The sequence below is a fragment of the Cronobacter turicensis genome (assembly GCF_041222865.1).
GTDB classification, from domain to species: Bacteria; Pseudomonadota; Gammaproteobacteria; order Enterobacterales; family Enterobacteriaceae; genus Cronobacter; species Cronobacter turicensis.
In genome coordinates this window covers 4,222,978-4,237,644 of sequence record NZ_CP165997.1, presented here as the reverse complement: position 1 = coordinate 4,237,644, position 14,667 = coordinate 4,222,978, and the positions used below count along the sequence as shown (strand labels likewise).

General features: G+C 59.7%; 14 protein-coding genes. 7 read left to right on the top strand and 7 right to left on the bottom strand.

Going from position 1 to position 14,667, the window contains the following annotated elements; translation table 11 throughout:
- Nucleotides 1–40 precede the first annotated feature (40 nt).
- The 3 genes from mtlR to AB8W27_RS20160 form a co-directional block, all read right to left on the bottom strand.
- The gene (gene mtlR / locus AB8W27_RS20170) at nucleotides 41–580 is read right to left on the bottom strand and encodes a mannitol operon repressor MtlR (protein ID WP_007704067.1); all 540 of its coding nucleotides are present in this window, start codon (nucleotides 578–580) and stop codon (nucleotides 41–43) included.
- 48 nt (nucleotides 581–628) lie between these two features.
- The gene (mtlD, locus tag AB8W27_RS20165) at nucleotides 629–1,777 is read right to left on the bottom strand and encodes a mannitol-1-phosphate 5-dehydrogenase (protein ID WP_007766081.1); all 1,149 of its coding nucleotides are present in this window, start codon (nucleotides 1,775–1,777) and stop codon (nucleotides 629–631) included.
- A 188-nt stretch (nucleotides 1,778–1,965) separates the two neighbouring features.
- Complete coding sequence (locus AB8W27_RS20160; RefSeq protein WP_012814808.1) at nucleotides 1,966–3,885, bottom strand: PTS mannitol transporter subunit IICBA; 1,920 nt, start codon at nucleotides 3,883–3,885, stop codon at nucleotides 1,966–1,968.
- Between the two features lie 530 nt (nucleotides 3,886–4,415).
- Here AB8W27_RS20160 and AB8W27_RS20155 point away from each other — a divergent pair.
- The 4 genes from AB8W27_RS20155 (at nucleotide 4,416) to yiaY (ending at nucleotide 9,719) form a co-directional block, all read left to right on the top strand.
- Nucleotides 4,416–5,024 (top strand): glutathione S-transferase, encoded by a 609-nt coding sequence (locus tag AB8W27_RS20155; protein ID WP_012814809.1) that lies wholly within the window; start codon nucleotides 4,416–4,418, stop codon nucleotides 5,022–5,024.
- A gap of 104 nt (nucleotides 5,025–5,128) precedes the next feature.
- Nucleotides 5,129–6,511, top strand: coding sequence for an L-seryl-tRNA(Sec) selenium transferase (selA, locus tag AB8W27_RS20150; protein WP_041923055.1), 1,383 nt, complete (start codon nucleotides 5,129–5,131; stop codon nucleotides 6,509–6,511).
- Entirely contained in the window at nucleotides 6,508–8,355 is a 1,848-nt protein-coding gene (selB, locus tag AB8W27_RS20145) for a selenocysteine-specific translation elongation factor (RefSeq protein ID WP_012814811.1), read from the top strand. The genes selA and selB overlap by 4 nt, the downstream gene beginning before the upstream one ends.
- A 212-nt stretch (nucleotides 8,356–8,567) precedes the next feature.
- Complete coding sequence (gene yiaY, locus AB8W27_RS20140) at nucleotides 8,568–9,719, top strand: L-threonine dehydrogenase (RefSeq protein WP_012814813.1); 1,152 nt, start codon at nucleotides 8,568–8,570, stop codon at nucleotides 9,717–9,719.
- A 24-nt stretch (nucleotides 9,720–9,743) separates the two neighbouring features.
- Here yiaY and AB8W27_RS20135 read toward each other — a convergent pair whose 3' ends face one another.
- Entirely contained in the window at nucleotides 9,744–10,616 is an 873-nt protein-coding gene (locus tag AB8W27_RS20135; protein WP_041923056.1) for an ROK family protein, read from the bottom strand.
- A gap of 156 nt (nucleotides 10,617–10,772) precedes the next feature.
- On the opposite strand from AB8W27_RS20135, the gene AB8W27_RS20130 reads away from it, so the two are divergent.
- The 3 genes from AB8W27_RS20130 (at nucleotide 10,773) to AB8W27_RS20120 (ending at nucleotide 12,172) form a co-directional block, all read left to right on the top strand.
- A complete protein-coding gene (locus tag AB8W27_RS20130; RefSeq protein ID WP_041924092.1) occupies nucleotides 10,773–11,372 on the top strand; it encodes a LysE family translocator in 600 nt (199 codons plus the stop codon).
- 215 nt (nucleotides 11,373–11,587) lie between these two features.
- Entirely contained in the window at nucleotides 11,588–11,794 is a 207-nt protein-coding gene (locus AB8W27_RS20125; protein ID WP_369832986.1) for a hypothetical protein, read from the top strand.
- A 3-nt stretch (nucleotides 11,795–11,797) separates the two neighbouring features.
- The gene (locus AB8W27_RS20120) at nucleotides 11,798–12,172 is read left to right on the top strand and encodes a type II toxin-antitoxin system VapC family toxin (RefSeq protein WP_012814817.1); all 375 of its coding nucleotides are present in this window, start codon (nucleotides 11,798–11,800) and stop codon (nucleotides 12,170–12,172) included.
- 32 nt (nucleotides 12,173–12,204) lie between these two features.
- Here AB8W27_RS20120 and fdhE read toward each other — a convergent pair whose 3' ends face one another.
- The 3 genes from fdhE to fdxH are packed head-to-tail and all read right to left on the bottom strand — an operon-like array spanning nucleotide 12,205 to nucleotide 14,665.
- Nucleotides 12,205–13,134, bottom strand: coding sequence for a formate dehydrogenase accessory protein FdhE (gene fdhE / locus AB8W27_RS20115; RefSeq protein ID WP_012814818.1), 930 nt, complete (start codon nucleotides 13,132–13,134; stop codon nucleotides 12,205–12,207).
- Nucleotides 13,131–13,766 (bottom strand): formate dehydrogenase cytochrome b556 subunit, encoded by a 636-nt coding sequence (gene fdoI / locus AB8W27_RS20110; protein ID WP_004385165.1) that lies wholly within the window; start codon nucleotides 13,764–13,766, stop codon nucleotides 13,131–13,133. The genes fdhE and fdoI overlap by 4 nt, the downstream gene beginning before the upstream one ends.
- Nucleotides 13,763–14,665 carry a formate dehydrogenase subunit beta gene (gene fdxH, locus AB8W27_RS20105; protein WP_007766109.1) on the bottom strand — a complete coding sequence of 301 codons (903 nt, stop codon included), beginning with the start codon at nucleotides 14,663–14,665 and terminating at the stop codon, nucleotides 13,763–13,765. Before fdxH ends, fdoI begins: the two co-directional genes overlap by 4 nt.
- Nucleotides 14,666–14,667: the final 2 nt, after the last annotated feature.

Sequence of the window (14,667 nt, the reverse complement as noted above, 5' to 3'; positions counted from 1 at the left end):
CCGGAGGGAGGAGGACAGAAGCGCTACGCGGCCACCGAAGCTACTTCTGGAAGGCTTTTTTTAAGCTTATCCTTGAGAGCAATTCGGTCAGGGAAAGGACCATGGTGGAGCGCACAACCTGCTGGTAGCGCTGTTTTTGCATCTGGATCAGCTGTGGGTCGCTGCTTTCGAGGGCGGGCGGCGCGGGAGGCAGCGCGACAACGCAATGCAGCTCGCCGAAGGGTCCGAGGATTTCATCGTCGGTAAAGGCGTAGTCGTTGCCGTCGTGATTCAGCTCTTCGCGCAGCGCCATCAGGAGTTCGCAGTCTTCATACTCGGCGCGGCTTATCACGCCGAGTCCATAAATCAGCTTCAGGCGTACGGAGAGATCGCCCAGCGGGCCGCTGCCGTCGAGCAACGGCTCAACGGCGTATTTGACCGCGTAGTCGTCTTTACGGAACACCTGCAACACCAGAATATTGACCGCCTCGGTGAGCAGTTCAACGGCGGCGATCAACAAACTTCTTACGGTTTTGCCAGCATTCAGACGCTCAAGCACACGGTTTTCAAAGGCCTGGGTTTCTTCCATCATTGCCTGCATATCTGACACGTCATCAGCGGGCGCAGACTCAGCCGCGCCCGTTATTCATTACGCTGTTGCGTTATACGCCTGTACGGCCAACGCCACGACATCGCTGTTGGCGTCCAGACCGGAAACCTGCGCCAGCGCGGCCTGCGGGCCTTTATCGGCGATAAGCTGCGCCAGCTCCTGCGCCTGCGGATCGTCTTCACTGCGGAAATGCATCGCGGCGGCGATACCCAGCACCAGATTCTGGTGCGGCAGGCCATATTCCAGCGTGCCCAGCAGCGGCTTAATGAGACGGTCGCCCGCGCTCAGTTTGCGCAGCGGCTGACGGCCAACGCGTTCCACGTCGTCTTTCAGGTACGGGTTTTCAAAACGGCCGAGAATTTTCTCGATGTACGCGGCATGTTTCGCGTCATCGAAGCCGTAGCGTTTAATCAACACCGCGCCGCTCTCTTCCATCGCGCCGCGCACCACCAGACGAATTTTCTCATCCAGAATCGCGTCGCGAATGGTCTGATGACCGGCCTGTTTTCCGAGGTAGGCGGTTATAGCATGCCCGGTGTTCAGGGTGAAGAGCTTGCGTTCAACAAATGCCATCAGATTGTCGGTCAGCTCCATGCCCGCGATAGTAGGCAGTTCGCCTTTGAACTGGGTTTTGTCGACAATCCACTCGCTGAAGGTTTCAACGGTTACTTCCAGCGGATCGCGCGCGGCGGATTCCGACGGCGGCACGATACGGTCAACGGCGGAATCGACAAAACCGACGTGGCTTTCCACCCAGGCTTTGTCACTCTCTGCCAGCGCGTTAAACACGTGGGTTTTCAACTGGCTGGTGCCGCGCACCATGTTTTCACAGGCGATGATATTGAGCGGGCGCTCGTTACCCTGCGCTTTGCGTAGCGCCAGGCCTTTGGCGACCGCCGGGGCGATGCGCTCCAGCACGACGGGGCCGACGGCGGTCGTCACGAGATCGACGGTGGCGATAAGCGTCACAACATCGTCACTGGTGCTGTTGACCGCGTCCACGCCGGAAACGGTATCCGTCTGCTCCTGCTCGCCCACCACGCGCACCTGGTAGCTGTGACGCGCGTTTAAGGCGTCCAGCACCGTCTGGTTCACGTCGGCGAACGTCAGGCCGATGCCTGCGTCAGCGAGCAGTTTGCCAATAAAGCCACGACCAATATTACCTGCGCCAAAATGTAATGCTTTCATGGGAATACCTTCTTACTTAAAGCGGAAACTGTATCACCCGAGAGGGCGGGGGAAAGGGTGCTGCGTGCGACCTCCCTTTCCCTTGCCCTCTCCCTGTGCGGGAGAGGTAAGGTTGCCCTGGTGGAGCACAAACATCTCAATAGCTTCTCAATAGCGAAGAGAGGGACAGTGTCCCTCTCTGCATGGTCTTACGCCACGGTTTTACCGGAGAGCAGCGCCAGCACTTCATCGACGCTGTTGGTATGCGCCAGGCGCTCAATCACGCTTTCATCATCTAGCGCATTGGTCAGGCTGGTAATAACCTGAATGTGTTCGTTATTGCGCGCCGCGATACCAATCACCAGGCGGGCGATATCGTCTTCTTCTTCACCGAAACGCACGCCCTGCGGATACTGGCAGAACACGACGCCGGTTTTCAGCACGCGGTCTTTGGCTTCAACGGTGCCGTGCGGAACCGCGATGGACTCGCCGAGATAGGTCGGGGTGAGTTTTTCGCGCTCCAGCATCGCGTCTACATATTCCGGCTGAACGTAACCGCCTTTCACCAGCTGCTCGCCCGCAAAGCGAATCGCCTCTTCTTTATTCGCCGCCTGACGGCCCAGGAAGATGTTGTCTGCGCTGAGCTTAAACAGATGGCTGTCGTTGGCGTCGAAGCTGTCCTGCAGGCTGGTGCGGACTTTCTCTTCGTTCTGCGTATGACGCTGCGCGGCAACCAGACGTTCGGTCAGGCCGGCGTACAGGCCGCTGTCCAGGAAGTTGGTCAGCGAAATGTGCTGCGCGTGCGGCGCCTGACGCATGGCGCGCTCGGTTAAATCGCGGTGGGTGATAACCAGATCCACATCGCCCGGCAGGCTGTTAATCGCGCTGTTGGTGACGGAAATATGGCTCAGGCCCGCATCCTGCACTTTCTTACGCAGTACGCCGGCGCCCATGGCGCTGGAGCCCATACCGGCGTCGCAGGCGACGATGATTTTACGCACGTGGCTCAGGTCGTTGCTCAGATCCGCGTTCGCCGCGGTTGCCGCGCCTTTAGACTGCGCTTTCATATCCTGCATGCGACGGGTCGCGGCATCGATATCGTCTTCTTCTTTCACTTTGCTGGTTTTCAGCAGGATAGCGGCCACCACGAAGGAGACGGCCATCGCGGCGAAAATCGCCACCAGGTTTGCGAAGTACGCGCCTTTCGGCGTCATCGCCAGCACCGCCAGGATAGAGCCCGGAGACGCCGGAGAAACCAGGCCGCCGTTCAGTACGGTCAGGCAGAATACGCCGGTCATACCGCCCAGGATAACAGCGAGGATCAGACGCGGATTCATCAGCACATACGGGAAGTAGATTTCGTGGATACCGCCCAGGAAGTGGATGATAGCCGCGCCGCCCGCAGACTGTTTGGCGCTGCCGCGACCAAAGAACATGTACGCCAGCAGAATACCCATACCCGGGCCCGGGTTGGCTTCAATCAGGAAGAAGATCGATTTGCCCAGTTCATGCGACTGCTGAATGCCCAGCGGCGAGAAGATGCCGTGGTTGATGGCGTTGTTGAGGAACAGGATTTTCGCTGGTTCAACGAAAATCGACGCCAGCGGCAGCATGTCGTGAACCACCATGAAGTTCACGCCCGCGGCCAGCACTTTCGAGAGCACTTCTACCGCCGGGCCAATGCCGAGGAACGCCAGAATCGCGAGGATCATACCGATGATGCCCGCGGAGAAGTTGTTCACCAGCATTTCAAAGCCGGATTTGATTTTGCCGTCGACCGAGGCGTCGAATTTCTTGATGCAGAAGCCGCCCAGCGGGCCTGCAATCATCGCGCCCAGGAACATCGGGATGTCCGCGCCGACGATAACGCCCATGGTGGTAATCGCGCCCACCACGCCGCCACGCTCGCCGCCGACCAGCTTACCGCCGGTATAGCCGATAAGCAGCGGCAGCAGGTAGGTGATCATCGGACCAACCAGCTTCGCCAGCGTCTCGTTTGGCCACCACCCTGTGGGAATAAATAACGCGGTGATAATACCCCAGGCGATAAACGCGCCGATGTTAGGCATTACCATATTGCTGAGAAAGCGACCAAAGCTTTGCACTTTGATCTTGATATCGGATGACATAGAACACCCCTTCTTATGTTTACGCGCAGGCTTGCGGCCCGAGGTTTATTGTTAACGTGGCGGCAGAGGTAGCCGGACCCATGCTCTGATGACGCGAAATCTGGCACTGAATCGCGATGGTGTCCAGACAGACCCGTTAAGTGTGATCGTGATCACGTGATGTCGGGGTGATCAGGGTGTTGTGGCGTGATTTGAATCACAAAAAAGACGTGTAAAAAAAAGACAATGCGCAAAATGTCACCGTCACAACCTCTTAAATGTGAAGAGAATCACACTTTCATTCGGCATCTTTGTTATTCATTTGTGATGTGAATCACAAAATATTTCCCAGGAATAATCCGATCGGGCGTCGTACATTTTTCACTCACGTTAACAAGGATAGTCTGTAAGAAAGTTACAGCAGAGAAATGACGAAAAAAGGCGGCGGCCAGGCGCGTCTCGCCGTGCGTTTTAGCGCGCCGCCGCGCGTCCTTTTGGCGTATCCTGACCCATACTTATCTTTCTCTGGCGTTAACGTAAAAGGACCCGGCATGAAACTTATCGGTAGTTACACCAGCCCGTTTGTACGCAAAATCTCTGTGATGCTGCTCGAAAAAGGCATCGTGTTTGAGTTCGTAAATGAATCGCCCTATGCCGAACAGAACGGCATGGCGCAGTACAACCCGCTGGGGAAAGTGCCGGCGCTGGTGACCGATGAGGGCGAGACCTGGTTTGATTCGCCCATCATCGCGCAGTATATCGAGCTGCTGGATGCCCAACCGGCGCTGGTGCCGCAAGCGCCGCGCGCGGCGTTGAAAGTGCGCCAGCTGGAGGCGCTCGCCGACGGCATTATGGACGCGGCGCTGGTTTCGGTACGCGAGCAGGCGCGCCCGGCGGAGCAGCAGTCGGAAAGTGAACTGCTGCGCCAGCGGGAGAAAATCAACCGCGGCCTCGACGCGCTGGAAGGATATGTGGCTGACGGCACGCTGAAGGCCGACGAACTGACGCTCGCCACTATCGCAACGGCCTGCGCTATTGGCTATCTCAATTTCCGTCGCGTGGCGCCGGGCTGGTGCGCGCAGCGTCCGCATCTGGTGAAACTGGTGGAAGCGCTCTTTACCCGCGACAGCTTCGCGCGTACCGAGCCGCCCAGCGCCTGACCGGGCGCGAACCGCCCTTTATTGCGCTGACCGTGCGCGGGGACTGAACTGCCCCGCGTTTCCTGCTAAATTATCGCCACGTTTTATCCAGGTTTATTCACGTCATGACGACCGATTCCCGTCTGCTTTACAGCCAGCTTCCCGCTACCGACCGCCTGCTGCGCGACAGCGCGTTCCAGCCGTTGCTGGACACCTACGGCCATACTCGCGTGGTCAACACGCTTCGCGCGATGCAGGAGGAGGCGCGGCTTGCCATTCGCGAACGCCAGGCATTGCCGACGTGGTGCGACGACTGGGCCGCGGCGGCGGCTGACAGGCTGGCGCGCGGTTCGCAAAGCGCGCTGCGCCCGGTTTTTAACCTTACCGGGACGGTGCTGCACACCAACCTTGGCCGCGCGTTGCAGGCGGAAGAGGCCGTTGAGGCGGTCGCCCGCGCCATGCGCTCGCCGGTGACGCTGGAGTATGACGCCGACGGCGGCGAGCGCGGCCACCGCGACCGCGCGCTGGCGGCGCTACTCTGTGAACTCACCGGCGCGGAAGACGCCTGTATCGTCAATAACAACGCTGCGGCGGTGCTGCTGATGCTGGCGGCGCTGGGCGCAGGCAAAGAGGTAATTGTGTCGCGCGGCGAACTGGTGGAGATTGGCGGCGCGTTTCGCATTCCGGATGTGATGCGCCAGGCGGGCTGTCAGCTGGTGGAAGTGGGTACGACCAACCGCACGCACCTGCGCGATTATCTTGAGGCGACTGGCGAGCAGACCGCGCTGCTGATGAAAGTGCATACCAGTAATTATCAGATTGAAGGCTTTACCAAAACCGTTGACGCTGCCGAACTGGCGCAGGCGTCGTCTGTCCCGGTGATTGTCGATCTCGGCAGCGGTTCGCTTATCGATCTCAGCCAGTATGGCCTGCCGAAAGAGCCGATGCCGCAGGAGGCGCTGGCCGCCGGGGCGAGTCTCGTGAGCTTTTCCGGCGATAAACTGCCGGGCGGGCCGCAGGCGGGGATTATCGTCGGCAAAAAGGCGCTCATCGCAAAGCTTCAGAAACACCCGCTCAAGCGCGCCCTGCGCGCCGACAAAATGACGCTGGCGGCGCTCGACGCCACGCTGCGTCTCTACCTGCACCCGGAAAAACTTGCTGAGCGGCTGCCGACGCTGCGGCTGCTGACGCGTCAGGCGTCCGACATCAGCGAGCAGGCGCAGCGCCTGCGTCCTGCGCTGGAATCCCGCTACGGCGACGAATTTCAGATAGACGTAGCGCCCTGCCTGTCGCAGATTGGCAGCGGCTCGCTGCCGGTCGACCGGCTACCAGGTGCTGCGCTCACGTTCACTCCGCGCGACGGGCGCGGCAGCCGTCTTGAGGCGCTCGCCGCCCGCTGGCGCCGTCTGCCGGTGCCGGTTATCGGGCGCGTGGGCGACGGGCGGTTATGGCTCGATTTACGCTGCCTTGAAGATGAGGCAGGACTGATGGAGATGTTGTTGCAATGATTATCGCCACCGCCGGGCATGTGGACCACGGCAAAACCACGCTGCTTGAAGCGCTCACCGGTATTAACGCCGACCGTCTGCCGGAAGAGAAAAAACGCGGCATGACTATCGATCTCGGTTACGCCTACTGGCCGCAGCCGGACGGGCGCGTGATCGGTTTTATCGACGTGCCGGGCCATGAGAAATTCCTCGCCAATATGCTGGCGGGCGTGGGCGGCATCGATCATGCGCTGCTGATGGTGGCGTGCGATGACGGCGTGATGGCCCAGACCCGCGAGCACCTGGCGATTCTGCGCCTGACCGGCCAGCCGACGCTCACCGTGGCGCTCACCAAAGCCGACCGGGTGGATGAGGCGCGACTGGCGCAGGTGAAAGCAGATGTCCAGGCAACACTGAGCGACTATGGCTGGCACGACGCCACGCTGTTTGTGACGGCGGCCACCGAAGGCGTGGGCATTGAGGCGCTGCGCGACCACTTGCGCACGTTGCCCGAACGCACGCATCCCGCCGGGCAGCGCTTTCGCCTGGCGGTCGATCGCGCGTTTACCGTGAAAGGCGCGGGCCTGGTAGTGACCGGCACGGCGCTCTCCGGCGAGGTGAACGTCGGCGATACGCTCTACCTGACCGGCGCGAATACGCCGATGCGCGTGCGCGGCCTGCACGCGCAGAACCAGCCGACGGAGCGGGCGTTCGCCGGTCAGCGCATCGCGCTGAACATTAGCGGCGATGCGCAGAAAGCGGATATCCGACGCGGCGACTGGCTGCTCAGCGACGCGCCGCCGCAGGCCGCGGAGCGGGTCATCGTCACGCTCGACCGCCAGGCGCCGCTGCAACAGTGGCAGCCGCTGCATATTCATCATGCGGCAAGCCACGTCACCGGGCGCGTCTCGCTGCTGGAAGATAATCTGGCGGAGCTGGTGTTCGACACGCCGCTCTTCCTGGCCGATAACGACCGTCTGGTGCTGCGCGACATCAGCGCGCGCCAGACGCTGGCAGGCGCGCGCGTCGTCACGCTGGAAGCCCCGCGGCGCGGCAAACGCCAGCCGGAATTTCTCGCGTTTCTCACCGAACTTGCCGGCGCTAAAACCGACGCCGAAGCGCTGCGGCTTCACGCCTCGCGCGGCGCGGTCGCGCTCGTGACGTTTGGCTGGGCGCGCCAGCTCTCCACGGCGGCGCTCGACACGCTGGCGGGCGGCGAGGAGTTTCTGCAGGCGAACGGTTATCTGTTAAGCAGCAGTCTTGCGGCGCGCTGGCAGGAGAAACTGCTCGCCACGCTCGCCCGCTACCATGAAACGCACAGCGAAGAGCCCGGCCCTGGCCGCGAACGCCTGCGGCGCATGGCGCTCCCTTCCGAGCCAGAGCCGCTGGTGCTGGCGCTTATCGAACGGATGCGGCGCGACGGGCAGCTCGCGAGCCGCGAAGGCTGGCTGCATCTGCCGGGCCATAAGGCCGGTTTCAGCGAGCCTCAGCAGGCGCTGTGGGAGAAAATCCAGGGGCTGTTTGGCGACGAGCCCTGGTGGGTGCGCGATCTGGCGCGCGAAGCGGGCGAAGAAGAACAGGCGATGCGCCAACTGTTGCGGCTCGCCGCGCAGCAGGGCTTTATCACGGCGATCGTCAAAGATCGCTACTACCGTCACGATCGCATCGTGGCGTTCGCCGATCTGATCCGCACGCTCGATCGCGAAAAAGGCGCGACCGTCGCCGCTGATTTTCGCGACAGCCTGAACGTGGGCCGCAAGCTGGCGATTCAGATTCTGGAATATTTCGACCGCATCGGCTTTACCCGCCGTCGCGGTAATGAACATCTGCTGCGCGACAGCGCGCTGTTTAATTCCGCGCTGTAAAAACGATATCGAAACCGGGGAATATATATTGAGGAAATATATATTCCCCGTGTTTTAATTACCTCATGAATAATTCCAGGTGATTACGCTAACTGTTTTATTTTATGGTGCTTTCTGGGAACCAATTCGCCGTAATTCGCGGCATCTCGCTTTTTTACTCTGCCATGCGGTGTATTTTCTGAAGCTCATTTGATTCATTAAGGATAATGAGTATGACCGCGTCTGTTTTTTATATTCCCTCTATTAATATGATTGGCATGAATAGTCTCGACGAGGCGCTGAAAACGGCCTGTGAATATGGTTATCGCAACGCGCTGATTGTGACGGACGGTATGTTGTCAGCGCTGGGTATGGCGGGCCAGCTCAAGGAAATGCTGGCGCAGAAAGGCATGCAGAGCGTGATCTTCGACGGCACGCACCCGAACCCGACGACAGAAAATGTAGAAGCCGGATTAAGTATGTTGCGCGCTCACCGCTGCGACTGCGTGATTTCGCTGGGCGGCGGCTCGCCGCACGACTGCGCCAAGGGTATCGCGCTGGTGGCCGCCAACGGCGGCGATATCCGCGATTACGAAGGCGTCGACCGCTCCCGTAAACCGCAACTGCCAATGATCGCCATCAATACCACGGCGGGGACGGCGTCCGAGATGACGCGCTTTTGCATCATCACCGACCAGGAGCGGCACGTGAAAATGGCGATTGTCGATAAACACGTGACGCCGGTGATGTCGGTTAACGATCCGGCGCTGATGGTGGGGATGCCGAAATCGCTGACCGCCGCGACAGGCATGGATGCGCTGACGCACGCCATTGAAGCGTATGTCTCGACGGCCGCCACGCCGGTGACCGACGCCTGCGCGCTGAAAGCCATCGCCATGATTACGCGCTCGCTGCCGCAGGCGGTGGAAGAGGGGGATAACGTCGCGGCGCGCGAGGCGATGGCCTGGGCGCAGTTTATGGCGGGGATGGCGTTTAACAACGCCTCGCTCGGCTATGTTCATGCGATGGCGCATCAGCTGGGCGGCTTCTATGACCTGCCGCACGGCGTCTGTAACGCCATCCTGCTGCCGCATGTGCAGCGCTTTAACAGCGCCGTAGCGGCGCACCGCTTGCGCGACTGCGCGCAGGCGATGGGCGTGGATGTCAGCGCCATGAATGACGCCGAAGGGGCGGATGCCTGCATCGCCGCCATTTGCGCGCTGGCCCGCCGGGTGCATATTCCTGCAGGGTTGCGGGAGCTGAGAGTGCGTGACGAGGACATCTCTACACTTGCTGATAACGCGCTTAAAGACGCCTGCGGGTTTACCAATCCGGTGCAGGCAAACCACGCGGAAATCATGGCGATTTATCGCGCGGCGATGTAATGCGTAAGCCCCGTTGCGGCGGGGCTACTGTTTTTGTTTCGCGAGCCACACCGCGCCCAGCCGTCCGGCCTGGTTGCCGAGCTGGCACGGCTGAATGGGCACCTGCAACGCATCCCAGAAGTTATATTTTTCGAGGCTGCGCTCAAGCATCGGGTAGAGTTCTTTCTGCTGGCTGATTCCGCCGCCAATCAGCACCACCTGCGGATCGTAGAGCGACACCACGCTGTAAACGCCGCGCGCCAGATAACCGACCCAGCGCTCGACCACTTCACGCAGATGCACGTCGCCACCCATACGCTCAAAGATTTCTTTGCCATGCAGCGGGGCGTCGGACGGCAGCGACAGCGCCCGGCGGCTGGCTTCTACCAGCCCGCGCGCGGAGGCAATCTGGTGCATGTTTTCGCCGTTGTCGCCGACCGGGATCACCCCAAATTCGCCCGCACGGAAGTGCGCGCCGCGCATCAGCTCACGGTTGAGGATCAGGCCGCCGCCAATGCCGGTGCCGATGGTCATACAGATGAAGGAATCGTAGCGCTGCCCGGCGCCGCGCCACATCTCGCCAAGCGCCGCGCAGTTAGCGTCGTTCTCTACCGTGACCGGCAGCGAGGTCAGTTCGCCAAACAGCTCCAGCAGATTACAGCCGTCGAGGAATTCCAGCGCGCCCGCTTTTGGCACATGGCCGGTGCCGGGATTGATATAGCCCGGGAAACTGACGCCGATGCCCGCTATTTCGTCATTGTTCTGGTAACGCTCAACCGCCTCGCGCCAGGCGTTTTTGAACTCGTCGGGATCGTAGTGGGTGTCATATTCGTCGCTGGAAAGCTCCTCGCCTTCTTCGGTGATCAGGCCGTGTTTGATATGGGTGCCGCCAATGTCAAAGCCGATAAACTTACGCATGATCCTTCCTTCTGTGACAAACCGTGTTCCGCCTTTGAGTATGGCGCACCTGCGCAAACCCAACGTAAAGGAAGGTAATCCGCCGTCATTTCTGGTGAATACCGCGCGCGCCGTGATTGTGGTTAAGTAACGGCTGATATGAACAGAGGCGGCGGCGTGGATATTTCAGGTTTTATGCTGGCGATCGCGCCGGTGGCGCTCTCTCCCGGCGCCAGCTTTACGCTTGCGATGAATAACGTTATCCACCGTGGCATTACGGGCGTGTTCAGCGTTATCGCAGGCACGCTCATCGGGATTTATATTCACGCCTCGCTGGTGGGGCTTGGCGTCACGCAGCTGCTGGCGCGCTACCCGCCGGTGATGAAAACCTTACAGCTGACGGGCACGCTCTATTTGCTCTGGCTGGCGCTGCGGCTTGTCGCAAGCGGCATTCAGGCCTGGCGGCGTCCGCAGCAAAACACAGGCCACGGCGCGGGTATAAAAGAGGCGCTGCTGGCGAACCTTTTTAATATCAAAGCGATCCTGCTCTGGCTGACGGTGGCGCCCGCGTTCGCCGGAACGGCGTTCATGCACTATCTGCTGCTCGCCAGCATCCATGTCGCCATCATGGCATCGTGGTTGCTACTGTGCGGCGGCGCTATCGTGCTGACCACGCGCCGCTTTTCGGTGCGCTGGCTGAAAGTCGTCGTCGATACCGGCGGCGGGCTGTTCCTGTTTATCCTGACGCTCTCATCCGCCCTGGCGATGCTGAAATAAGCGTGGCCAACCACAGGCGCTGCGCCCCTCAATATTTATCCCGTTGATGTAATTGTATAAATGATTACGGAAGGGGGCTCGCAGAAGGGAAAAGTTCATTGATGCGGGCATTCTCGCTTCTGCCGACGGATGGTAATCTTGGCCTGTGCTGTTCTGTTTTTAGCCATTGTGAATTTATCAGGAGGATAGAAACTATGGTGATTAAGGAGATTGTTATGGACAGAATTTCTCATGAGCTGCCCGCTGAGCTGGTTCGTCGTCCTGAAGAGCGTAACATGTTACGGACGCTCCACGGATGCGACGCGGCGAAACTCTCTTCCAGCCTGCAAAACGTGGATATACTGCGCGACGCGCTGGGTCTGTGGGGCATTAACGCTGAGGATGGCCTGCGGTATGAACGCAGACTGCGTCGCGAGTGGTGACAGATGGGCGTGCTCGCTGTTTTTGACACCAATATCCTGATCGATCTTTTCAGGGGCCACGAGAAAGCGCGACAAACGCTGGCACGATTCCCGGAAAAGCGGGCCATTAGTCTGATTACCTGGATTGAAGTGATGGTCGGGGCGCGTAAGTATCATCAGGAAGCGCGAAAGCGTGAGGTTCTCGGCGCATTTACGGTTCTGCCGGTATCTCTATCCGTCGCGGAACGCAGCGTAGAGATTCGTCAGCAATGCGGAATGAAATTACCTGACGCCATCATTCTTGCCACTGCGCAGGTGCATTCACGCACGCTGCTCACTCGTAACAGCAAGGATTTTGGTGGAATAGCCGGGGCTGAGATACCTTATGTTCTGAATTAGCCCGCCCTGAACGAGCGGGCTACAGACAAGGTTTACTCACCCTCTCCCGGGAACAGGAACGGGTTGATGGAGCTTCTGGCAAAGCCTTCCTGCTCCATGCGGGCGTCGAGCACCAGCGAGGCGAGGTCATCCGCCACCGGCTCCACGTTCGGGTCTTTTTCCTGATACAGGATCTTCAGGTAAGTCCCGCAGTCGCCGCAGCTTTCAGCTTTGACTGGCGCCTGTTCGCTCTCCAGCGACCAGTAGTGCAAATCGCGCGTCTGCTCGCAGTTGCTGCATTTAATGCGCACCACATGCCACTCGGTTTCGCACAGGTTGCAGTGCAGGTAGCGCAGCCCCTGTTTTGAGCCGATATGCACCATGCTGGAGACCGGAATGCTGCCGCAGACCGGGCAGAACTGGCGCGATTCGCCATATTCCGCACGCGCCTTGCCGGGGATCAGGCTCGCCATCTGCGCCCAGTAGAGCGACAGCGCAGCCCAGATAAATGGCGCTTTATCGCTGCTCACCGCGCTGAAATCGGCGCTGAACAGGGCGCTTGCCATGGTTTCCAGCTCCTGCGCCGAGGCTTTTTCGAGATTCTCGATAACCGCCAGCGCCGGGCCGCTCATCTCCGGCTTCAGCTCGGCAATCAGCGATTGCAGGAGCTTCTGCCAGTGACCATCGCGCGGCATCACGTGGATATCCAGCGGGGGCTTGCCCTGTTCCGCCGCCTCTTTGATGCGGGCTGTTAAATCCATCTCCAGCGGGTGGTCATACAGCACCACTTCCTGAGCATGCGCGATAAGCGCGGCAAAACGCAGGAAATCGCCCAGCGGATTATTTTCAGCCAGCTCGCGCAGGCGTGCGGCGCGGCGGTTATAGAGGTTTTTCAGTCTGGGGAACAATAACGGCGGAATCACTTCCGCCGTACGTTTATCGCTCTTCTCCAGCTGGTCTTGCGGGATGATGCGAATACTCATTCAGATGATTTTTCCTGTTTCTCGCGCACTTCGCGATACCAGCGCGGGTGGTGTTTCTTCGCCCAGGTTTTGGTAACCCAGCCTTCCACCATGGCGGTAATGGTGCCTTTGACCCACAGGGCCGCGTAAATATGCACCATGATAACCACAATTAACGCCACTGCGGCAAATGAATGCGCCAGCAGCGCCAGGCGAATAACCGGGATGGGGAACATCGGCGCGAACCATGGACGCCAGATCACCACGCCGCTTGCCAGTAACAGCAGCAGCAGCAGGATAGCCGCCCAGAAGACGCACTTCTGACCAAAATTATAGCGTCCGGTGTCGCCCACTTCCTCGTTCATGGCGATTTTGTGGATATTTTTTGCCCACAGGATATCGTCACGGTTAATGAGGTTGTGGTGCCAGTAACGGAAAAACATCAGCATGAACGAGACGAACATCACCACCCCAACGAAGGGGTGGAGGATGCGCGCCAGCTGCGGCGTGCCGAGAATGTTCATCAGCCAGTTGAAGGAGGGGAAAAAGAACCCCAGCCCGCTCACCGCCGCCAGCACGAAGGCGAAGGCGGTGATCCAGTGGTTGATTCGCTCTGGCGCGCTGTAGCGCACGATGGTGTCACGTCTTTTCATTTACGCACCTCATCATCGTCATGGTGCAGATTGTCTTCATCTTCCTCGGCGCGGTTTGGACCGATACCGACGTAGTGGAAGACGCTGGCTGCGAAGGTCGCCGCAAAGCCGATAGCGGCGAGCGGTTTCCAGATGCCTTTCCAGAACTTAACGGCTTCGCTGATTTCCGGGTTCTCCGGCAGGCCGTGATACAGGTTCGGCTTGTCGTTGTGGTGCAGCACGTACATCACGTGCGTACCGCCAACGCCTGCCGGATCGTACAGGCCCGCGTTTTCGTAACCACGGGTTTTCAGCTCCGCCACACGCTCGCCAGCCAGCTGTTTCATATCCTCTTTGGAGCCAAAGTGGATAGCGCCGGTCGGACAGGTCTTCACGCACGCCGGCTCCTGGCCCACGGTCACGCGATCCACGCACAGGGTGCATTTGTAGACGCGGTTATCTTCCGGGTTCAGGCGCGGGACGTCGAACGGACAGCCCGCGATGCAGTAGCCGCAGCCGATGCATTGCTCAGACTGAAAATCGACGATGCCGTTGGCATACTGAATGATAGCGCCTTCCGACGGGCACGCTTTCAGGCAGCCCGGATCGGCGCAGTGCATACAGCCATCCTTGCGGATAAGCCATTCCAGTTTGTCGTTCTGCTCCACTTCCGAGAAGCGCATCACGGTCCACGACTTGGCGGTCAAATCCGCCGGGTTGTCATACACCCCGACGTTATGACCGACCTCATCACGCAGATCGTTCCACTCGGAACAGGCCACCTGACAGGCTTTACAGCCGATACAGGTGGTCACGTCGATAAGCTTCGCCACTTCCTGCTGGTGGTCCCGCGCCTGAGGCGCGGGCGTGAAACCGTTAGTCGCGGAACGACGGATAATGTCTTGCGATTGATAAGCCATAA